The sequence below is a fragment of the Acidithiobacillus ferriphilus genome, from assembly GCF_028215975.1.
Classification (GTDB): Bacteria; Pseudomonadota; Gammaproteobacteria; order Acidithiobacillales; family Acidithiobacillaceae; genus Acidithiobacillus; species Acidithiobacillus ferriphilus.
Window position 1 is genome coordinate 349694 of the sequence record NZ_CP116458.1, and the last position, 21833, is coordinate 371526.

Here is a 21833-nt window from a genome sequence, read left to right on the forward strand (position 1 = left end):
CTCCCTATCGGCCAGCAGGGCCGGGATTGGAGGAACACGCCCTGGCGTGCGGCAAATCTGGCTGCGTATCCATGCTTACTCCGCTCGCGGCCAAAAGCTGGCGAGCCAGGCGGCTTTTTACGTCATTGTCGGCGGTGAAGTACAGAGATATCCGGGCATGACGAGGTAGTGACGGCGCCGTATCCGTCCCGATGGGGACACCCAACCGGCGACATAGTTGACGGGCAACTCCGTCATTGCCATCGACAACGGCAATGTCCCCGCCCAAGGTGTCGTTTATCAGGTTGTTGATCCAGCAGTAATGGGTACAGCCCAGGACGACCACGCCAATGTCCGCAGTGCGCGCGGGCTGGACCCGCACCTGTAGATAGCGGCGGACGCGGGCGCTCCAGTCCGTATCCTGCGTCTCGATGATCTCGGCGAGACCGGAGCAGGCCAAAGGGCGGACACGTTCCTGCCCGTTTTCCAGTCGGCCCAGAAGGTTTCGCAGTTTTTCGCCGTTGACGGTGATGCTGGTGGCGAGCAGGAGAATTCCGCTCTGCGGGTGGTCTGTCAGCGCTTTTCTGATGGCGGGTTCGATACCGATGATGGGTATGTCGGCGCGTTCCCGCAAAGGCGCGACGGCGGCGCTGGTAGCGGTGTTGCAGGCGAGGACTACCGCATCTACGCCGACGCTGATGAACCAGGCATAGGCTTCCTCTGTCCACTGCCGCACCTGCGCGGGACTTTTGTCGCCGTAGGGAGCGTGGGCGCTATCGCCATAGAAAAGATAATGCGCGTCAGGCAGGTGGCGCAAGCAGGCCAGCAGGGTGCTGAGCCCGCCGATGCCCGAGTCGAAGATACCGATACGCATCAGTCGTGCAAAAATGCCTGCTTGGCGAGCAGCGCGGCACCGCGCATGCCGGCGAGGTCATCATCATTGCCGCGTTTCACTTCGACATTGCCGCGCAAGGCCGGAATCAGATCCGCATCGAGGCGCTGCAGCATGGCCGGCGCGAAACTGTCCCAGGCGGCGCTCATACCACCGCCAATTCTCACGATGCCGACATCGCTTACCTTGAGGATATGGGCCAGTGCCTGTCCCAGGCAGTCGCCAGCCGTCTGGAAAGTACGGATGGCTTCAGCGTGACCAGCGCTGGCCATTCGAGCGATGACGGCGGTATCTGGCGCGGTGCCCGTCAACTCCACATAGCTGGATTGTACGCCCCGCGCCGAGGCATATTGCTCCAGGCAACCCTGATTGCCGCAGCCGCAGCGCCGTCCCCCCGGCACCACGATAATATGGCCGATTTCCATGGCGCTGCCATGCTCGCCGCGCCAGGGAAGGCCTTGCTGTATCCAGCCACCACCGACTCCCGTACCGAGACCGACATAGAGCAGATTTTGCAGATCGGGCTGCTCCTGACGTTCCTCCCAGAATTCGCCATAACCCGCTGCGTTGGCATCATTTTCGACCAGGACGGGGAGTTGGCAGGCGGTGCGCACGGCTGTTTGGAGGTCGAACTGAATCAGTTGAGGGATGTTGGGGGATTGCAGCAATATGCCGTCATCATTGATGAAGCCGGGGAAAGCGATGCCCACCCGGGCGATGTCGGGGTGATGCCGACGCAGATCGGCAATGCCTTCGGTTAGGAGCGTAGTGACCAGCGTGGCGGCGCTTTCCGGGTCCGGAGCCTTGCCGCATTTTTCGCGCAAATCCACCTCACTGCGCGTGGAGTCCAGAAAATCGTTACCCCGAAAGACGCCAAAGCGCAGGTTGGTGCCGCCCACGTCAATGCCGATGGTCAAGCCTTCAGCCATGGGCAACGACCTCTGCTTGTATCAATATGGTATGCGCTTTGCCCGCCTGGACTGACCAGTCCAGATCCAGGCGCAAGGCCTGCATGATCTTTTCAAAACCAGCTTCCGATTGCGAGACGGTCAGGTGCGGTGCGCTCTGCCAGCGCACCGGCGGATTGAAATGCAGGACGATTTTGCCGCCCATAACCGCATCCTCCAGGACGATTTCCCAGGTCGCTTCACCCCGAATAGGGCTGCCAAAGCCACCCTGTGACTGGCCATTGGCAAAGAACTGCCCCGCCGGGCCATCGCAACTCGGCATGGCCAGAAAGAGCCGGCTACGGAAACGCTGCGCTTCCACCCGCTTGCGGGCTGACTCGATCCGATAGTCCACCGTGAGGTGGTTTTCCACCAGGGTGTAACGTTTGCTCACCGCCCATTCGTCCGCGACGCCGCCGGAAAAGTGCGGGGCGTCCGGCAAATTGCTTTCGCTGTAAGTGACAGCGCTCTCGTCGATCCATTCCTGAAAGCTATGGCAGGGTGTGGCGTCCGGAGTAAGGTCTTCAGCACTGATGTCGGTCTTGAAGCTGACGCGGTCGTGGGCGGAAGCGATGCCTTCGCTGGGGGCTTCATGCGCAGCGGCGCCGTGACGGATCCTATCATAATACGCCTCATCACGGCGGGCCAGAGTGTCGCCGAGGTTATGTCGTAGCGCATAGCAGTCCCATTCTACCACGGCAGCGCTGGGGGCCGGGCGGATGATCAACTGCAGAGTGTGATTGTGATAGAGCAGTTCGCCAACTCCATCCATATCTAAATCGCTGGTTTCCAGAACGGGACGCGCGTCAATCCTGTCTAGTTGTGCCTCCAGGCGGAGGATGGCGTTGAAAATGGCGCGCCGCAGGTGCGGTAAATATATGCCACCAAAAAGTCCGTGCCAGTAAGCGTCATTGGCTTGCGCTTCGTGCAGGTCCGCGCGCATGGTTTTGCTCTGTTGGCGCTTGGGCAGAGCGTGAAAGCGCTGCGATAGCCGGAGCATGCGTTTGTGCATCCAGTTGGATTCCGGGTAGCGGGTCAGGAAGTTTTTCCAGATGCCGCCGCGGATCAATGCCTTACGCTGTTCCAGCCGACCAGCCGTTTTTTCCTGTTCCAGGAAGGCGGAGTAGCCGCGCGCCGCTTCAGGGGCCAGCGTCCACTCGTTCATTTCGTTATAGGATACCGTCGGCAAATAGATGATACCCTGGGGGCGATTTTGAGCCAGATAATCCCGAAAACGCATGGGCTGAATATGTGGCGAGTCGAGCACGCCACGTAGGAATTGCTCCAGCCAGCCCTTCTCGTACACCCAGCTGTAGGTCTCCGGCCAGACGCCAAATTTCTCAATATCGTCGAAATAAATGCCGGCACTGCCTGGATGTCGCTCGGAGAGACCTTCAATGTACGACACGGCGGCGTCGGCTTCAGAGAATGGCAGGCGGTAGCGCAGCGCTTCAGAAATAGGAAAAACGTCGATGCTCTGGCCATTTTCTTCGGTGCGGTGGAAGCTGCCGAGCCGGTCTGCCGAAGCACCCGCGCAGAGAAAGTGATAGTCATCCACCATAACGTAGCGCACTCCGGCCTCGTTGAGGGCGGGCACCACGCTGGGGTCCCAGACCCGCTCCGTGAGCCAGGCCCCAACGGGCCGCTGTCCGAAGTGTTTCTCCAGACGGTTGGCCATGGCTTCAATTTGGGCGATGCGATCGGCGTGAGGGATCGCGGCGAGCACCGGCTCCGTATCACCGGCGCCCACCAACTCCGCCTGGTTGCGGGTTACCATCTCTTGCAGCAAGGCGATGGTTTTGGGGTGCTGGTCAATCATATAAGCCAACAGCCAGCCGCTGATGTGGATGGCGAAAGGGAACCCAGGAAAGCGGTACATCGCCTCTAAAAATGGGTGATAACAGCGGAGTACGGCATCATCGATGACGTGGGGGAAGTTGCCGACCGGCTGATGGGCATGGACACCCAGGAGAAGGGGGGTGCTGTTGGTCATTCAGTGTCCTTCCGTGTGGCTGCGGCGCATGGAACCACCAGCCTCTGCCGCACCGCCGCCATGGCTGATGGGGTTGTTGAGGGTGTCGGGGGCGGGGAGTTGCATCAGAGTATAGAGTTTGCGGAGGTTGAGGCGATACAGATGGTCGAAATCCCGGACGGAGTCCGAGGGGTTGTAGTCGCCGAACCACCAGAACCAGTCAGAACCTTCACAGCGACCGAGTTGTTCAAAAATCTTGGCCTGCTGCTCCCCAGAGAATTGCCCGCGATGCTGATCCACGTCCTGCTTGGCAGTGCAGAGCAAATCCCATGCGCGGTTTTTAGCGGCGTCGCCAATCCAGGTGCTGAAGCTACCATAGACCCAACTTCCTGCGGCCAGCCGGGGTATGACCCGCACGTCGTTGGGATGATTGTGGATGAAATCGCTGAAGGTGCACATCTGGATGTGGGGGTGATTAGCCAGGGATTTATAGAGTTCCGAGAGAAAGTAGTAGCCATTGTAAGGGTAGTATTCCCAGGCATTTTCACCATCGAGAATAACACTGACGACCGGGTTTGCCTCGTGCTCCGTCTGCCGCCAGATACTCTCCAACTTGTGGATGAAGTCCGTGACGGCATCATGTCCGGACCAGGTTTTGTAGTCGAAGCCGATGGCGTCGGAGAGCGCGTCATCGCGGAAGAAGAGTACGGGTCCTTTCCCCGGCAGTTGATAGGGACGGTACAAGTATTCCGCCCGACCACGGGGGCCGCTGTCATCGTCGCTGAGTAGCAGGCTGTGAGTCAGTACGCCTTCACCGGAAGCGGTCCAGCGCACCCCGGCGTTGCCGAGCATTTCGACAAAGGCGGCAGAGACGCCTCCTTCGGCAGGCCACATACCTTGCGTCGGCATTCCGAAACGCTGGAGGTAACTCTGCTGTGCCTGGTCGATGTGCCAGCGCGCGCGCTCGGCCCCCCCGGGATAGGCCAGGCAGTCGGGCAACTGGGCGTCCGTTACCGCTTCGCGCGCGGCGTGAAAGTCGAGCAGCAGCGGGCCGATGGGATGGTAATAAGGGGTGGTAGAAATCTCAATACGTCCGGTTTCCGCCAGGGCGCGATAGCGGGGGATCAGTCCGCCGATCAGTTCTCCGAGAAAGTGGACGAGTTGCTGACGGTCTTCCTGGCTGAAACCGTGTCCCTTGGCAAAAAGTGAACGCAGGAAAGGGCTACCACGGCGTACGGTCTCCCCGGTCCAGGCCAGGTGATACCAGACCAGAAGATCCGCGAGGTATTGTACGGAGAGGTAATCCGACATCTCCTTAACGTCCTCCAGCATTAACTGGTAAATATCATACAAGCGACGATAATCCGGGAAGGGGTTGAGCATGTGCTCCGGGTCGAGGCGGAAACATTGCTCCAGCAGGAAATGCCGCTGTTCGTTGGGCAGTGCCTTGAGATTTTCCATGGCAAGTGCAATGAGCAATGGGTCGCGGAACTGTCCGCTCTGAAACTGCGCGGTGTAATCCTCTAACTGCTCGATCAGGATCGGCACGCAATTAAACACCCCGCGGGCGAGGGGATTCTCCTCATAGTGGGCGATCATGTCCGAATAGTCTTTGCAGGCGTGCAGATAGGTCCACGGCAAGACGTAGACACCGTCGGCATCGCGGTAATCGGGCTGGTGCATGTGCCAACAGAAAATGACATGAAGCGCGCGCGCCGGGGGCATGGGATTACCTCACAAAATGTAGTTGCTGGCCAAGTAATTCCGGGGTAATCAAGGTCACCCCGTTGGGCGTGCGATAAAAACGACGGGCGTCTTCGACCGGATCTTCACCGACCACAAGCCCATGCGGGATAATCGTGCCTTTGTCCACCACTACCTTGCGCAGGCGGGCACCTTCGCCCATGCGCACGTTGGGCAGGATGACCGAGTCTTCAATCAGCGTGTGTCCGTCATTGATCCGCACGTTAGAAAAAAGCAGGGAGCGGCGGACGGTGGCGCCGCTGATGATGCAGCCGCCGGAAACAATGCTGTCCAGTGCCATACCGCGCCTACCTTCGTCGTCGAACACGAATTTGGCCGGCGGTAATTGTTCCTGATAGGTCCAGATCGGCCAGCGGTTGTCATAAAGATCAAGATCGGGGGTGACATGTACGAGGTCGATATTGGCGGCCCAGTAGGCATCCACTGTGCCCACATCCCGCCAGTAACAGCGGCTGTTACCTCCTTCGGAACTGGAAATACAGCTGTTACGGAAACGATGCGCGATTACCCGGTAGCGCGACACCATGTAGGGAATGAGGTCGTTACCGAAATCATGAGTAGAGTCGTGGCTGTCGGAATCGCGGATGAGCTGTTCATAGAGGAAGTCGGTATTGAACACATAGACACCCATGCTTGCCAGGGCGCGATCGGGATTGCCAGGAATGGGGACCGGGTCCTGGGGTTTTTCGGTAAAGGCGATGACACGATCCTCGCTGTTGACGGCCATCACACCGAAGGACTTGGCTTCTTCCAGCGGCACCTCAATGCAGGCGACACTCATGTCGGCTTGGCTTTGGACGTGCTCGGCAAGCATCTGTCCGTAATCCATTTTGTAAATATGATCACCCGCCAGGATGATCACGTAGCGCGGTCGATGGGCGCGGAGAATGTCGATGTTCTGGAAAATGGCATCGGCGGTGCCCTTGTACCAGCCGGTGTTCATGCGCTGCTGAGCGGGAAGAATCTCGGTGAACTCGCTGAACTCGCCGCGGAGAAAGCCCCAGCCGAGCTGGATATGACGGATGAGGCTATGGGATTTGTACTGGGTGAGGACACCAATGCGACGAATACCGGAGTTAAGGCAATTAGAGAGGCAGAAATCGATGATGCGAAATTTGCCGCCGAAGGGGACGGCGGGTTTGGCGCGCCAGTTGGTCAACGGACCGAGGCGGCTGCCGCGCCCGCCGGCGAGCACCAGAGCCAGGGTATTCTTGGTGAGGTTGCTGACGAAGCGGGGTGAATTGGCTACTCCGAGACTGCCTTCTTCCGACATTACCTCCTCCTTGGTTTTAGCATGGAACGGACCTTCCTGCAGTATAGGTGAGATTGTCGAGGCGCCGACTTTTAAGGTACTGAATTTCAGTGATGGCGGCAAGGACTCTGTGCAGGAAAAATTGTGCGTCGGGTGGAGCAGCGCTGCGCTGCAGATGTGTTATGCTCAAAAAAGGCGTTAGGTCATGACGGCGACAAAGTGGGAACGGGTCACCCCGGATGGCGGGCAGAGGAGGATACAGTGACGGCAATGCCGAGGCATGACAGTACAGTGATCGATCTGTCCGGCGCAAGCGCGGACTGTTTGGCGATCTGTGCGGCGCGTCATCCGGATCCCTTCGCCTGGCTGGGCCAGCATGTGGTTGGTCAACAGTCCGTGCGGAGGGCTTTTCTACCTGGCGCGTTCCGCGTTGAGATCCAGACGCCGAAGGGATGGATAGCTATGGAACTGATCCATAGCGACGGCGTCTTCGTGCATCAGGGCGAGGCACTGCCCCTGCCTTACCGCTTGCGTTGGGAGGACCGGCACGGGCTTCACGAGCACTATGATCCCTATGTCTTCGGCCCGGTTCTGGGAGATCTGGAGATTTATCTCTTCGGCGAGGGGCGTCTCTACGAGGCCTATCACCATCTCGGCGCACACCGCCACCGGCACGAGGGGGTGGATGGGGTATCATTTGTCGTCTGGGCGCCTAACGCCGAGCGCGTCAGCGTCGTTGGCGATTTTAATGATTGGGACGGGCGCGCCCATCCCATGCGCGCGCGCGGCCTGAGTGGTCTCTGGGAGTTGTTTGTCCCCGAATTGGCGGTTGGCGAAATCTACAAATTCGAGATGCGCCACCGCGATTCCGGGGTGGTGTTTGTCAAGACCGACCCCTACGCTAACGCCTTTGAGCTTAGGCCGAGTACAGCGGCGCGGGTGGTGGAAGATAATCATGTCTGGACCGATCAGAGCTGGATGTCGGCGCGCGCCGGCCACGACTGGCAGCATGCGCCCATGAACATCTACGAGGTGCATCTCGGTTCCTGGCAGCGCGATGCGGCGGGCCATTTCCTCAGTTATGAGACGCTGGCGGAGCGCCTGGTAACCTACTGTAAAGAGATGGGCTATACCCACATTGAGCTGATGCCCGTGATGGAGCACCCTCTGGATGAATCCTGGGGCTATCAGGTGAGCGGCTATTTTGCGCCTACCAGTCGTTTTGGTACTCCCGATGGCTTCCGCGCCTTTGTGGATCACTTTCATCAGGCAGGCATCGGCGTTCTCCTGGACTGGGTGCCTGGGCATTTCCCCAAGGATGACTGGGGGTTGGCGCGTTTTGATGGCACCGCGCTGTATGAACATGCCGACCCGCGCGAGGGTGAGCACAGCGACTGGGGCACTTACATTTTCAACTACGGGCGTAACGAAGTGCGCGGTTTCCTGCTGGCCAATGCCTGTTACTGGGCGGACAGTTTCCACATCGATGGATTGCGCGTGGATGCGGTGGCGTCCCTGCTTTACCGCGATTATTCGCGCCCGGAGGGAGAGTGGATTCCCAACCAGTACGGTGGCCGGGAGAATCTGGAGGCCATTGATTTTCTGCGCGAGATGAATGTGGTCCTCAATGAGCGCCATCCGGGCATCCTCACCATCGCCGAAGAATCCACGTCCTGGCCGATGGTCTCCCGTCCCACCTATGTCGGCGGTCTGGGGTTTTCCATGAAGTGGAATATGGGCTGGATGAATGACACCCTCGCCTATCTGGAGCAGGACCCGATCTACCGGCGCTTTCACCAGAACGACCTGACCTTCAGCCAGCTTTACGCCTATACGGAAAACTTCGTGTTACCCCTGTCCCACGACGAAGTGGTACACGGCAAGCGCTCGCTGCTGGACAAAATGCCCGGCGATGTCTGGCAGCGCTTTGCCAATTTGCGTTTGCTCTTTAGCTACCAGTTTGCGCATCCCGGCAAAAAACTGAATTTTATGGGCAACGAGTTCGGCCAGGGACGGGAGTGGGATTGTGGGCAGGCCCTGGACTGGGACTTGCTGGATTGGGATTGGCATCAGGGTATTCAGCGGTTGAACCGGGATCTGGCGTGTCTGTACCGGGATATCCCGGCCTTACATGTGCAGGATTTTCAGGGCGAGGGCTTTTCCTGGGTGGATTGTCACGACGCCGACCAGTCCGTACTGAGTTTCCTGCGCTGGGATCGGGATGGTGGCTTCGTGCTGGCCGCGTTCAATTTTACGCCTGTGCCACGGTACAATTATCGCCTTGGGGTGCCAACGGCGGGCCGGTATCACGAGATATTCAACAGCGATGCGGGCGCTTATCACGGCGGTAATATCGGTAACTTGCCGCAGCAGGCGCAGGCCCAGGCCTGGATGGGGCTGCGCCATTCGCTGGAACTGGTGCTGCCGCCTCTCGGGGCGATTTATTTACAGTTGACCGGGACGGGCTGACTCTGGGGGCGACGATGTTTATGGTCTATGTCGTCATTGCTTTTGTCGCCGGGCTGGCGGAGCTTTTTACGGGTACGTTCTACCTGGCGGCGGTGGCGCTGGCGGCCCTGTTCACGGCTATTACCGGGCTGCTTTTGCCGGGCACGGTGCTGCACTGGGTTTTTCTCGGGTTTTGTCTGGTCCTGTTGCCCACCGGACTGTGGCTACGTCATCGTTTGGCCGCCAAAACCAAAGATCTCGGCGACTTTGATCTGGGTCAGGGCGTGGATGTCATCAGCGGGCCGGACAACAATCAGCAATACAGTGTGCGTTATCGCGGTGCCGAATGGCTGGCGGTCGTCGACGACGGCCCTTCCCCTTGCCCGGGCGACCGGGCCGTCATCATCGCCAAGACGGATAACTTGCTACATTTAGGCGTGCTACCCCGACAAAATTCTGGCAAGGAGCCATTATGTCCTCCCTCATCGTTATCCTGATTGTTGTTGTTGCGGCCTTCTTCATTCTGCGGACCGCCATCCGGGTCGTGCCTCAACAGCGCGCCTGGGTCGTCGAACGACTTGGTAAATATCATGCAGTATTGCAGCCGGGGCTGAATTTTATCATCCCTTTTCTGGACCGCATTGCTTTCCGCTTTGATATGCGCGAGGTGCCCATGGAGGTGCCCGCGCAAGTCTGCATCTCCTTCGACAACACCACTATGACCGTAGATGGGGTACTCTATCTGCAGATTACCGATTCTGTAAAAGCGGCTTACGGTTCCAGCAATCCCTTCACGGCGGTGATCCAGTTGGCGCAGACCACCATGCGTTCGGAGATCGGTAAATTGCATCTGGATGCGGCGCTTTCGTCCCGGCAGTTGCTGAATACGGCCGTTGCCTCATCGGTGGACGAGGCGGCGATCAACTGGGGCGTCAAGGTGCTGCGCTATGAAATCAAGGATATTACTCCACCCCAGGAAATCATCCGCGCGATGGAACTGCAGATCACCGCCGAGCGGGAAAAGCGGGCATTGATCGCCAAGTCCGAGGGACAACGGCAGCAGCAGATCAACACTTCCGAGGGACAGCGTCAGCAGGACATCAATGTCGCGGATGGTCGCAAACAGGCGGAAGTGTTGCGCGCCCAGGGTGAAGCTGCAGCCATCCAGTTGGTTGCCGAAGCCACCGCTGCCGCCATCCGCGTCATCGGCGACGCGGCGCGGGTGCCGGGTGGTATTGAGGCCCTGCAGATGCAACTCGCCAAGGACTACATCGAAAAATGGGGCAACCTCGCCAAGGCGAGCACCAGTCTGGTGATCCCGGCGGATCTGGGCAATATCGGTGCACTGGTGGGTACGGCGCTGTCCATGGTCAAGCAACAGGGCGGAGCAGCGAAAGCTTGAGGTGCCCGCGAAACCCGGATTCACGGGACCGAGGTCAAATGGTCCCAGGCACCGTCTCCGGCCAGGCCGCATTGTCCAGCCAGACATCGGCCGTTGTGCCTACCAGTGCGGCGGGAGTGGATTCGCCCCGTAGCCAGGCCGCGAGTGCCGCCCGCTTGCCGCTGCCCGTGGTGAGAAAAAACATCTCCCGCGTGTACTGTAATCGCCAGCCGCTCAGGCTCACCCTTTGGGGCGGCGCCTTGGCGGCGTCGTGGATGGCGAGGGTGGCGGGGCTGCTCTTTTCCAGACCCCAGTCGTGGCCGGGGAAAAGGCTGGCCGTATGGCCATCCTCACCCATTCCCAGCAGGACCAGATCGAAGGCATGCGGCGGAAGAACCGCGGTGTAGTCGCGGGCGGCCACTTCGGCACCCCGTTCGGCCGGAATGTGATGAATTTGCCGCGCCGGAATGGGTACCTGGGACAGCCAGACGGTATCCAGCATCAGGCTGTTACGCTCCGGGTCCTGGGGCGGCAGGCAGCGCTCATCCCCATGATAGAGGTGCCAGCACTGCCAGTCCCGACCTAGTTGCGGAAGCATGGCATAAGCCGCGCGCGGGGTGTTGCCGCCGGCGACCACCAGATGGAAGGCGCCGCGCGCGGCGATAGCCTCTTGGGCCATACGCGCGATGGCTGCTGCCAATCTCTGAGCGAGGGCTGTGCTATCAGGATGAATATGCCAGGTGTTGCGGTTCCGGGCTGCTTCCATGTTGATGCACTCCTGTGTGTTCCGGGTGATGATCTGCAGGCGTGACATTTCCCCCGGATCTTTTGCCGGACAGGATAGCCGCACTTTGCAGCTTGGGTCTATGATGCTGACTATTGAATATTGCCCTGAAGGAGGCAGAGATGGGTGGTCTGGAGGACTGGATAGGCAATACCCCCCTATGTGAATTTCGGCGCTTGTCGCCGCATGCGGGTGTGCGGATTTTCGGGAAGCTGGAAGGTAACAATCCCGCGGGTTCCGTCAAAGATCGCCCCGCCGTGAATATGATTCGCCGGGCGTTGGAGCGTGGCACCATCACTACTGCTACGCGCCTGATCGAACCCACCAGCGGGAACACGGGTATCGCCCTGGCCATGGCGGCATCGGTGCGGGGATTATCCATGACGCTGATCATGCCGGAGAACATGAGCATCGAAAGGCGGCAGGTGATGCGTGCCTACGGCGCTGAAGTGATTCTCACACCAGCCGCCCGGAGTATTGAAGGTTCTATTGATCTCGCGCACCAGATGGTAGCGGCGGGAGAGGGCTTCATGCTCGATCAGTTTTCGAACCCCGATAATCCCGAGGCGCATTATCTCGGTACCGGGCCGGAGATCTGGCGTGACACCCGCGGGACCATAACCCATTTCGTCTCATCCATGGGGACGACGGGGACCATCATGGGCACCTCCCGCTATTTGCGGGAGGTGTCGCCCCATATTCAGATTGTCGGCGTACAACCGACGGAGGGGGCCAAAATTCCTGGTATCCGCCGTTGGCCGAAAGCCTATTTGCCACGCATTTATCATCCTGAATCCGTGGATCAGATTGTCGATGTGAGCCAGGAAGAAGCCGAGGAAATGGCCCGTCGTCTGGCACGGGAAGAAGGGGTGCTGGCGGGCATATCTTCCGGTGGCGCGGTGGCCGCGGCGATCAGCGTGGCACAAAAGCTGGACCATGGTGTGGTGGTTGCCATCATCTGTGACCGGGGTGACCGTTACCTCTCTACGGGTGTTTTTCCGGCTTGAGAGAATGATGCACGGGCGCAGCAGAATTTTGCCGATAGCCGTCCGCTGGTCTATGACGCTGTGCCTGGGGCTCGCCATCAGTGGTGTGGCCGGGGCACAAATTCTGGAAATCAGCGCCGCACGGATAAGCGGAACGGGCTGGACGGCGCAGCGCTTGCACGCGACGCTGACCACATCGACGCAGGGCGATCAGTTCAGCCTGGCGGCGGGCGTCACGCAAGCGGGCAAGCGCAAACTCTGGCGGCATGCCCGGCTGCAATGCGGGCTCCAGACGGCGCGGGGTTGGGCGTGTCGTCAAGCTCATCTGGCGGTGGACGGCAGCCCGTGGGGCGCACTGCATGGCGATGGGCAAGTACAGTTGCGGCGGGTGGGCGGCAGTGGGCAAGCCATGCTGGCATTGCGCGCTGCGCAATTCGGCAGCGCCCGTCTGCAGGTGCAAAGTACCGCCGCCGGACAGTGGCATCTGACGGCTGCGGGCAGCCTGCCGGTTGCCGGTCTGGTGCGCGCCCTCACCCTGCTGCCTGCCACCTGGCAAACCTCGGGGCAGGCCCGGTGGCAAGTCCGGGCGCGGGGCGCAAACTGGGCAAAGGCGCGTCAGATAGCCTTTGAATTGCAGGGCAGCCAGCTCCAGTTCAGTAGCCCGGACGGTTTGCAGGCCGCCCAGGGTGTCGCATTGCAGCTCCAAGGGGACGGTGTATATACCGGGCAATGGCACGGCACTGCCCGGATGCGCTGGACCCAGGGGGGTGTCCTCTGGAGTCCGTGGTACTGGACAGCCCCCGCCGCAGCGCTGCGGATACAAACCCGCTGGCAACAGGCGGCCAAGGCCTGGCAACTGGACCAGGGAAGCATCCGCTGGCCCGGCCTCGGGCAGGGCGGTTTTGCGTTGTACCGGCCGACTCGGGGCGGGGTGCTGCGCTGGCAGATACGGAATATGGATGTAGCAATGGCACCCCTGTATGCGAATTGGATTAAACCGCTGGCTTCTCCCGGCGGTCTCGCGGCCCAGTTGCAGGCCTCGGGGCAAGTGCGTTTTTCCGTGGCGGGAGAGGGTGGTGGTCTGAGTGCGCTGAAATGGGATCTGCGCAACGCGGCTCTTTCCAGTTCCAGGGGACATCTTGCGGTGACGGGCGTGAATAGCCGGGGTGCCTGGAGTCGTACCGGCAAGACCTCTGATGCGGTGCTTCGCTGGCAGTCCGCAGAACTCTATCATATTCCTGCGGGTCCGCTGCATGTAGAGCTGGTCCTCAATCCCCAGGGCTTTCAGTTGCAACAGCCCTTCACCCTGGCCCTGTTGGGGGGCGAGCTGCATTTTCGGCATCTGGCGGCACGTTGGGCAGGGCCCCGGTCGGGGTTTAGCATGAGCGGCGACTTGCGGGGGGTCAGCATGGCCCAATTGACCAAGATCATGCATTGGCCGCCATTTACCGGGACGGTATCGGCCACCATCCCGGAACTGCGGTATCACGCGGGAGATATCACCACCAGCGGCGCGCTTTCCGCTCAGGTGTTCGGAGGCGAGGTGCGGGTGGGCGATTTGCGTATTGAGAATTTTCTCGGTGTTTTGCCCCTGCTGCGGGCCAACATCGGGATTGCCGGGTTGCGACTGAAGCCCTTGACTGACGCCTTCCACTTTGGCTACATCAGTGGGGTGCTCAACGGTGACGTAAAAAATCTCACCCTGCTGAACTGGTCGCCGAAGGCTTTTCAGGCGCAGTTTCATACGGTTCCCGTTCATGGCGTGTCTCAGAAAATCAGCTATGCGGCGGTCCAGAGCCTTACCAGGCTGGGCGGCGGTAACGGCATCAGCGGATTTTTTCAGGGCATGTTTCTACGGATGTTCAAGACCTTTGCATACGCGCACCTGGGGATGGGTGTGCATCTCAAGGACGGTGTCGCCGAATTGTCCGGAGTGGGGACAGAGGATTCGGGTTTTGTGATCCTTCAGGGGCAAGGGCTGCCCAGGGTGGATATAGTGGGGTACAATCGCCGGGTGGACTGGGACGAATTGCTGGCGCGTCTGAAAACCGCCATGCATAGCGGTGCCCAAGTCGGTACAGGAGAGTGAGCAAATGACAAAGCAGGGTTGGCTGAAAACGCAGGGCTGGCGCGGTGTGCTGGCCCTGGGATTGCTTATGGCGCTGTCCGCTTGCGTGACCGTCAACATTTACTTTCCGGCTGCGGCGGCCCAGAAACTGGCGGATCAGGTGGTCGGTGAGGTGTATAAGGCCGCTGCCAAGGGTGCCTTGCGGGCCCCGGTCGCTCCGGCAGTATCGGCACCGACAGCGCCGGCCCGATCCGCTGCCCCGGCTACGGATTCCCTGAGCATGGCGTCCCCCTACCATGCGGCCAGCTACCTGCTGGCCATGGGCTTCTCGGCCATCAGCGGCACGGCGGAGGCCGCCGCGAACCTCGATGCCTCCAGTCCCGGGGTGCAATCGGCACGGGCGCAGGTGGAGGCACTGGCGACGCAAATGCATCCTTACTTTGTCAGCGGCGCGGTGGGTTACACGGCCAATGGTCAGGTGACGATCCATGATGCGGCAGCCGTGTCGCTGCCGCAGCGGGCTCCGCTCAATGGGCTGGTAAGCAGCTATAATCAGGCGCTCAGTAATCTCTATCAGCAGATCGCTGATGCCAATGGTCATCCCGAGTGGGCGGGGCAAATTCAGCAGACCTTTGCCCAGGCCTGGATCAACAAGGCACCCGCAGGATACTGGTACCAGTCGCCCAGTGGTCAGTGGCAGAAGAAATAGTCATCATTTTGCAGAATATTCTGGTTTTTGACATCGAGACAGTGCCCGACGTTGCCGGCGGGCGGCGGGTGCATGGCATTGAGTTGGGGGATGACGCGGGCGTGGCGGAATTGCTGCAGCACCAGCGTCGCATCGAAACCCAGGGCGCGACGGAGTTTCTGCGCCCTTATTTGCATCGGGTCGTTGCCATCTCTGCCCTCTGGTGGCAGGGCGAGCAGGTCAAGCTCAATAGCTTCGGCAAGGCGGACGATGACGAAGCCACTCTCGTCGCTGCCTTCTTTCAGTTCATCCAGCGCCATGCCCCGCAACTGGTTTCCTGGAATGGCGCGGCCTTTGACCTCCCGGTACTGCATTACCGCGCCCTGCTCCACGGCATCCCTGCGGCCCGCTACTGGGAGCAGGGACAGACCGATCAGGGTTATCGCTGGAATAATTACACCAGCCGTTACCACGAGCGCCATCTCGACCTCATGGATATCCTCTCTGCTTATCAGATGCGCAATGTCGCCCGTCTTCAGGACGTGGCGTTGTTGTTGGGGCTGCCCGGCAAGCTGGGGATGAGCGGCGCGGAGGTCTGGACCAATTATCAGGCCGGGGAACTGGCGGGCATCCGCCACTACTGCGAAGTCGATGTGCTGAACACGGCTCTGGTCCATCTGCGTTTTGAATTGACCCGTGGGCATCTCGACAAATCGGCTTATGATGCCTGCCAGACGCAGTTGCGGTCTTACTTGCAAAACCGGGACGAGGCCCACGTCCAGGAATTTCTTACCTTGTGGCCAGAGAATCTGCATGTCGCGTCCCAAGCCCATTCATAACGCTCAGCCTGAGCAGGTGATTATCGAAAGTCTGGATGCCGAGGGGCGCGGGATTGCCCGTGTGGGGGGTAAGGTGCTTTTTGTCGATGGGGCGTTGCCCGGTGAGCGGGTTTGGGCACGGCGTACTCAGGACCACAAGAGCTTTGATCGTGCCGAGTTGTTGCAGGTGGTCAAGGCATCCTCCCTGCGGGTGTCGCCGCCTTGTCCGCACTTTGGCGTCTGCGGGGGGTGTAGCCTGCAGCATCTGGAGCCAGCGGCGCAGGTGGCCATCAAGCAAAGGCAATTGGAAGATAATCTCTGGCGCATCGGCAAGGTCCGCCCCGGACGCGTCCTGCCCCCCATTCATGGCCCGGGCCTGGGCTATCGCAGCAAGGCGCGACTCTCGGTGCGGACGCCAAAAACCCGGGGCGCACTGGTCGGTTTCCGCGAACGCAACAGCAGTTATGTCGTGGATATGGGGCAATGTCTGACCCTTGATCCGCGCATAGGGCAACGCATTTTGCCCCTGCGGGCGCTGATCGGGCAGATGCAATCGCCCCAGGATTTTCCGCAGATCGAAGTGGCCGCCACGCCGGATGCCGTCGCTCTGGTGTTTCGTCACATGCGGCCGCTGATGGAAAGCGATCTGCAGCACTTGCGTGCTTTCGGTGCGCAACACGACCTGCAGATATGGCTGCAGCCGCGCGGGCCGGACACCCTGCATCCTTTATGGCCGGAGCAGCCGGAACCCCTTCGTTACGATCTGCCGGATTATCAGTTGTGCCTGCGTTTTGATCCGCTGGTCTTCACTCAGGTCAATCAGGCGGTGAATCAGGTGATGGTGCGCCGCGCCATGGCGCTGCTGCAGCCGCAACCGGGAGAGCAGATCCTGGATCTCTTCTGCGGACTCGGGAATTTCACCCTGCCTATTGCCCGACTGGGAGCGCGGGTGCTTGGCATCGAAGGGGATGCCCGCTTGGTCGCGCTAGCCACCGAGAACGCCGCCGCCAATGGCCTGGCGGATAAAGCCCGATATGCCGTAGCCGATCTCACCCAGGCGCAGATGGAAGATTTTGCTCCGGCTGGCGCCATCGACAAAATGCTCATCGATCCGCCCCGCAGTGGCGCTATCGAAGTACTGCGCAGCCTGACCCCCGGCGTCCGTCGCCTGGTGTATGTCTCCTGCAATCCGGCGACCCTGGCCCGTGATGCGGCGTACCTGGTACACGAACGCGGCTATCATCTGCAAGCGGCTGGCGTCGTCAACATGTTTCCCCATACCGCCCATGTCGAATCCATCGCTCTCTTTGAGCGCTGAAATGCCCCCACGTTGGCTCTGGGTGGATGTCTCCGCCCAGCGGTTGCGCGAGATGAGCGGTGCTGAGCCGCGCTCGGCGTATGTCATATCCACGGCTCGTAACGGACTTGGTGAACGGCGTGACAGTGGCTGCACGCCGCGCGGATGGCATGTAGTGCGCGCACGTATCGGTGAAGGTCTGCCCACGACGGCCATCCTGCGCGGCAGGCGTTGGACCGGTGCTTGTTACAGCGCGGAGTGGGCGGCGGGTCAGCCGCGGCAAGACTGGATTCTCGGCCGCATTCTTTGGCTCTCCGGCAGCGAAAACGGTTTTAATCGTGGTGGTTTTCAGGATACCTTCCGCCGTTATATCTACATCCACGGCACCGCCGATGTGGATCATCTCGGCCAGCCGGTATCGGCAGGCTGCGTGCGGATGGCGCCGGACGCGGTGTACATGCTCTTTGCGGCATGTCCTGTAAACACCCCTGTTTTTATCGGCCTGCAGCCACCGCTGCGTTCCCCCGCTAGGAAGTACTGAATGGCCTGGATCCGCTTACCCCGTTTTCGTCGCGCCGTAAACGTTTTCAATCCCAAACTCTTCGAGAACCTTTCGCTCGCGGCCTTTCTGGCCTGGGTCGGTCTGGGTTCCGATGCGCTGTCTTCCTCCGCCTATGGTCCTCCGGAAATCTACGATGCCCTGCAGGGGCATGAGTATCTGGTCGTTTTTCTGGCCATCGGCATCCCGCTCTCGGTGTTTGTCATCTCGGCAGGTTACAAACAAGTCATTGCTCTTTTTCCCGATGGTGGGGGTGGTTATCACACCGCATCCACCCTGTTAGGGCCGATAGCAGGCCTGGTGAGCGGCGCCGCTTTGGTCGTCGATTACATTTTAACGGCAGCGATCTCCGTGGCATCGGGTACCGAGGCGTTGCTGAGTACCATGCCTTCCTCCTGGTACAGCGAGCGCATTCCCTTGGATGCCGCCGTGTTGCTGTTCCTGATCTTCATCAATTTGCGCGGTATGAAGGAATCCATCAAGATTTTGTTGCCGATTTTTATGGCTTTCGTCTTCACCCACGTCATACTGCTTGGCTGGGGACTGCTGGCTCACATGGGAGATATGCCAGCTATCGCCCGCAATACGGTCGTCGGTGTTCAGCATGACAGTATGCAGTACGGCTGGATCTTTATTGTGGCGCTGATATTGCGGGCTTTCAGCCTGGGTGGTGGTACCTATACGGGTTTGGAAGCGGTAGCCAATGGCGTGCATATCATGCGTGAGCCGCGTGTGCAGACAGGGCAGCGGACGATGACCCTGCTGGCGACGTCCCTGTCTCTGATCGCGGGCAGCCTGATTTTTCTGTATCTGATGTATCATGTGCATGGCCAACAGGGGCAAACGCTGAATGCCGTGCTCTACGGCGCGATTACCCAGGGATGGACCGTGGATGGTGTATACCTCGGTCCGGCGGCGGCACTGCTTACCCTGATCAGCGAAGGCCTGCTCCTCTTCATCGCCGCCAACACGGGTATTATCACGGCGCCTATCGTCATGGCGAATATGGCTGTCGATCGTTGGTTGCCAGAGCGGTTTTCTTACCTATCAGATCGTTTCGTGTCGCGTAATGGCGTGTTGCTCATTGGTTTTTCGGCTATTGCCATCCTCCTCGCGACGGGCGGACATGTCAGCATTCTGGTGGTTCTGTACAGCATCAATGTGTTCATCACCTTTACCCTGACCATGGCGGGATTGAGTCGGCACTGGTTTGGCCAGCGGCATCAAGAGTCAAACTGGCGGGGCCGCTTTGCCGTCAGTGTCCTGGGCTTTATGGTCACGGCATCCATTCTCGCCATCACCATTTTCGAGAAATTCGATGCGGGCGGCTGGTTCACTCTGCTGGTCACCGCGATTGTGGTGGGTCTCGGATATCTGATCTATCGCCATTACAAAAGTATCAGTAAAATCACCACCGAACTGGACGAAACTATGCTGGATGTGGTGCCTGACCATCTGGAGTCCGGCCCTAACCTGCCTCTGGATCCGCGTGGCGCCACGGCCGTATTTTTTGTCAGCCGTTTTGATGGTTTGGGGCTGCATACCTTGCTGACTGCGCACCGCATGGTCAGTGGCTTCGTCAAGAACTATGTGTTCCTGCTGGCGGGTATCGTAGGTCAGGGAGAATTTAAAGGTATCAAGGCACTGGAAGACCTGAAGGTATATGTAGAGACTGAGGCTAACCAGTATATGGCCTTTTGCCGCAACGAGGGGATGGCGGCAACCTGGTTCGCCACTTACTCCACCGACCGTATCCTCGCGATGGAGGAATTGGCCAATGTTGCTATCCGCTATTTTCCACAGAGCATCTTCTTTGCCGGGCGGGTGATTGACACCTCTGTGCAGGGACCCTTCCACGGATTGCTGCATGATGAAGTCAGCTTTATCGTTCAGGATCGCCTGCAGCATGACGGTTTCAGCATGATGATCGTACCCGTACACGTGCATGGTATTCCCAGCCAGCCGCCGAGGATCGCGCTGCCTATTTCCATGCCACCGGATATGCAGCTGGTGCAGAATGAAGAAGTGGACAAGGTGGAAGCCAAGGCCCGTGCCGCCGCCAAGGCGCAGGCCGGTACGCAGGAGCCCATCCCCCGTGCCGCCACAGACTGAGTTGCAGCGCCTCGCACGAGGTCCGCTGATGGTCGATATTGCCGGGCTACGGCCCACTGTCGCGGAATGCGCGCTACTGCGCCAGCCGGCAGTGGGTGGCGTCATCCTTTTTGCCCGCAACTGCGTCGATGCCGAACAGGTGCGTGCCCTGTGCGGCGAATTGCATGCGCTGCGTTCTCCGCCGCTGCTCATCGGTATTGATCAGGAGGGTGGGCGGGTACAGCGCCTGCGTACCGGAGTGACGCGCTTCCCGCCCATGGCGACTCTGGGCCGTCTGGCGGATCGTGACGGATTGGAAAAGGCGCAGACGGCGGCACGGGACTGGGGACTTCTGCTCGGTACGGAACTCCGGGCGCTCGGCCTGGACATGGACTTTACCCCTTGTGTGGATTTGGATCGCGGCGTTTCTGCGGTGATTGGCGACCGCGCCATCCACCGCGATCCCGAGTGGGTGGGGGCTATCGCGGTAGCGCTCTGGGAAGGCATGGTACGGGCCGGCTTGCAGGGGGTCGCCAAGCATTTTCCCGGTCATGGTGCGGTAGCCGCAGATTCTCATCTCGACTTGCCTTTGGATAAGCGTCCGCTCAGTGCCATTCAGGAAGACCTTCAGCCCTTCGCTGCCCTGATTGCCGCGGGGATTCCGGCGATTATGCCGGCGCACTGTCTCTATCCCCAGGTGGATGCTGAACGTCCTGCCGGTTTCTCGCCGCGCTGGTTACAGGATATCCTCCGCAAAGATATGGGCTTCACCGGTGTGGTGGTCAGCGACGACCTCAGCATGGCGGGTGCGCATGGTGTCGGCGATATGGCCGCGCGGGTGGATGCGGCACTGGCGGCAGGCGCGGACTTGCTGCTGATCTGTAACGATCCGGAGGGCGCGCAAACGGCAGTCGCCCATTTACAGTCCAAGGATGAGTTTCCGACGGGCAATCGCCTGGAGAGACTCGCCGGCAACGCTGCAACAGCACCTTTGTCTGTCGCAGACCGGGCGCGCTGCCTGCGACAGATCGAGCAATTGTGGGCTTTGGCCCCAGGATTTGCTGGCTGATGTACAGACTAAAAGGTTAACCCCTTGTTTTTCCCACGGCGCGTATTAGAATACGCCCTCACCTTTTACTCCTTGTTCGGGCGATAGGCGCCCGGACTCCGCAGTGAACCATAAGGAGCAACCTTTGCGTCATTACGAAATTGTGTTTTTGGTCCATCCTGACCAAAGTGAGCAGGTCCCCCAGATGATTGAGCGCTATCGCGGCATGATAGAGGGCGATGGCGGGCATTTTCATCGTCTGGAAGACTGGGGTCGTCGGCAGTTGGCCTACCCCATCAAGAAGGCCCACAAGGCGCATTATGTTTTGATGAATGTAGAATGCAGTGGTGCCGCCTTGGCTGAACTGGAAGATGCGTTCCGCTTCAACGATGCGGTTTTGCGTCACCTGATTCTGGCCCGCGCTGAAGCTGTTACCACCCCTTCCTTTCTGGCCCGCGATGAGAGCGACCGCCGTGAGCGCAGTGAAGAGACTGTCGAAGATGAAGGCGAGCCGGACCACAGCGATAACGAAACCGTAGCGACGGCTTAATCAAGGAGATTTCAGATGGCATTTAATCGAGACAGAGATCGGGATAGTGATGGCGACAAGCGTGGCGGCGGCAGCAGTAACTTTACCCGTCGCCGTAAGTTTTGTCGTTTCAAGGCGGAAGGCGTCAAGGAGATTGACTACAAGGATCTAAAAACCTTGCAGGCCTATGTGGGTGAGACGGGTAAAATCGTCCCCAGCCGGATTACCGGAACCAGCAATCTGTATCAGCGACAGCTGACTACAGCGATCAAGCGTGCCCGTTTTCTGGCGTTATTGCCCTACGTCGTGCGTTAAGGCGCTGGCGTTCCG

At 59.7% G+C, this 21833-nt stretch carries 19 protein-coding genes; 13 read left to right on the forward strand and 6 right to left on the reverse strand.

Features of this window, described 5'->3' with window-relative positions; all coding sequences use genetic code 11:
• Nucleotides 1-4: 4 nt before the first annotated feature.
• The 5 genes from murI to glgC are packed head-to-tail and all read right to left on the reverse strand — an operon-like array spanning nt 5 to nt 6827.
• Nucleotides 5-853, reverse strand: a complete 849-nt coding sequence (murI, locus tag PJU76_RS01675) for a glutamate racemase (protein ID WP_271780217.1) — start codon at nt 851-853, stop codon at nt 5-7.
• Nucleotides 853-1800: an ROK family protein gene (locus PJU76_RS01680; RefSeq protein WP_271780218.1), complete on the reverse strand. Its 948-nt coding sequence runs from the start codon at nt 1798-1800 to the stop codon at nt 853-855. Before PJU76_RS01680 ends, murI begins: the two co-directional genes overlap by 1 nt.
• Nucleotides 1793-3811: an alpha-amylase/4-alpha-glucanotransferase domain-containing protein gene (locus PJU76_RS01685; protein WP_271780219.1), complete on the reverse strand. Its 2019-nt coding sequence runs from the start codon at nt 3809-3811 to the stop codon at nt 1793-1795. Before PJU76_RS01685 ends, PJU76_RS01680 begins: the two co-directional genes overlap by 8 nt.
• Complete coding sequence (locus PJU76_RS01690) at nt 3812-5515, reverse strand: glycoside hydrolase family 57 protein (RefSeq protein ID WP_271780220.1); 1704 nt, start codon at nt 5513-5515, stop codon at nt 3812-3814. It lies immediately after the preceding gene.
• A gap of 4 nt (nt 5516-5519) precedes the next feature.
• A complete protein-coding gene (glgC, locus tag PJU76_RS01695) occupies nt 5520-6827 on the reverse strand; it encodes a glucose-1-phosphate adenylyltransferase (RefSeq protein ID WP_271780221.1) in 1308 nt (435 codons plus the stop codon).
• 249 nt (nt 6828-7076) lie between these two features.
• Between glgC and glgB the strand changes: the two genes are divergently transcribed.
• The 3 genes from glgB to PJU76_RS01710 are packed head-to-tail and all read left to right on the forward strand — an operon-like array spanning nt 7077 to nt 10656.
• Complete coding sequence (gene glgB, locus PJU76_RS01700) at nt 7077-9275, forward strand: 1,4-alpha-glucan branching protein GlgB (protein ID WP_271781024.1); 2199 nt, start codon at nt 7077-7079, stop codon at nt 9273-9275.
• Between the two features lie 14 nt (nt 9276-9289).
• Nucleotides 9290-9751: an NfeD family protein gene (locus PJU76_RS01705; protein WP_271780222.1), complete on the forward strand. Its 462-nt coding sequence runs from the start codon at nt 9290-9292 to the stop codon at nt 9749-9751.
• Nucleotides 9727-10656 carry an SPFH domain-containing protein gene (locus PJU76_RS01710; protein WP_271780223.1) on the forward strand — a complete coding sequence of 310 codons (930 nt, stop codon included), beginning with the start codon at nt 9727-9729 and terminating at the stop codon, nt 10654-10656. The genes PJU76_RS01705 and PJU76_RS01710 overlap by 25 nt, the downstream gene beginning before the upstream one ends.
• 34 nt (nt 10657-10690) lie before the next feature.
• Here the strand turns inward: PJU76_RS01710 and pgl are convergent, their stop codons facing one another.
• Nucleotides 10691-11401 carry a 6-phosphogluconolactonase gene (gene pgl / locus PJU76_RS01715; protein ID WP_271780224.1) on the reverse strand — a complete coding sequence of 237 codons (711 nt, stop codon included), beginning with the start codon at nt 11399-11401 and terminating at the stop codon, nt 10691-10693.
• A gap of 140 nt (nt 11402-11541) precedes the next feature.
• Here pgl and cysM point away from each other — a divergent pair, with 140 nt between their 5' ends.
• The 10 genes from cysM to rpsR all read left to right on the forward strand — a co-directional run bounded on the left by cysM (nt 11542) and on the right by rpsR (nt 21818).
• A complete protein-coding gene (gene cysM / locus PJU76_RS01720; protein ID WP_271780225.1) occupies nt 11542-12426 on the forward strand; it encodes a cysteine synthase CysM in 885 nt (294 codons plus the stop codon).
• A 28-nt stretch (nt 12427-12454) separates the two neighbouring features.
• Nucleotides 12455-14494: an AsmA family protein gene (locus PJU76_RS01725; protein WP_271780226.1), complete on the forward strand. Its 2040-nt coding sequence runs from the start codon at nt 12455-12457 to the stop codon at nt 14492-14494.
• Nucleotides 14495-14498: 4 nt separating this feature from the next.
• The gene (locus PJU76_RS01730; RefSeq protein ID WP_271780227.1) at nt 14499-15182 is read left to right on the forward strand and encodes a DUF1318 domain-containing protein; all 684 of its coding nucleotides are present in this window, start codon (nt 14499-14501) and stop codon (nt 15180-15182) included.
• Nucleotides 15167-16000 carry a 3'-5' exonuclease gene (locus tag PJU76_RS01735; protein WP_271780228.1) on the forward strand — a complete coding sequence of 278 codons (834 nt, stop codon included), beginning with the start codon at nt 15167-15169 and terminating at the stop codon, nt 15998-16000. Before PJU76_RS01730 ends, PJU76_RS01735 begins: the two co-directional genes overlap by 16 nt.
• Nucleotides 15975-17297 (forward strand): 23S rRNA (uracil(1939)-C(5))-methyltransferase RlmD, encoded by a 1323-nt coding sequence (gene rlmD, locus PJU76_RS01740; RefSeq protein WP_271780229.1) that lies wholly within the window; start codon nt 15975-15977, stop codon nt 17295-17297. The genes PJU76_RS01735 and rlmD overlap by 26 nt, the downstream gene beginning before the upstream one ends.
• Before the next feature lies 1 nt (nt 17298).
• The gene (locus PJU76_RS01745; protein WP_271780230.1) at nt 17299-17817 is read left to right on the forward strand and encodes a L,D-transpeptidase; all 519 of its coding nucleotides are present in this window, start codon (nt 17299-17301) and stop codon (nt 17815-17817) included.
• Nucleotides 17818-19947: an APC family permease gene (locus PJU76_RS01750; protein ID WP_271780231.1), complete on the forward strand. Its 2130-nt coding sequence runs from the start codon at nt 17818-17820 to the stop codon at nt 19945-19947.
• A complete protein-coding gene (gene nagZ / locus PJU76_RS01755) occupies nt 19931-20995 on the forward strand; it encodes a beta-N-acetylhexosaminidase (protein ID WP_271780232.1) in 1065 nt (354 codons plus the stop codon). The genes PJU76_RS01750 and nagZ overlap by 17 nt, the downstream gene beginning before the upstream one ends.
• Nucleotides 20996-21119: 124 nt before the next feature.
• Entirely contained in the window at nt 21120-21524 is a 405-nt protein-coding gene (rpsF, locus tag PJU76_RS01760) for a 30S ribosomal protein S6 (protein WP_271780233.1), read from the forward strand.
• A 15-nt stretch (nt 21525-21539) separates the two neighbouring features.
• Nucleotides 21540-21818, forward strand: a complete 279-nt coding sequence (gene rpsR / locus PJU76_RS01765) for a 30S ribosomal protein S18 (RefSeq protein WP_014027827.1) — start codon at nt 21540-21542, stop codon at nt 21816-21818.
• Nucleotides 21819-21833: the final 15 nt, after the last annotated feature.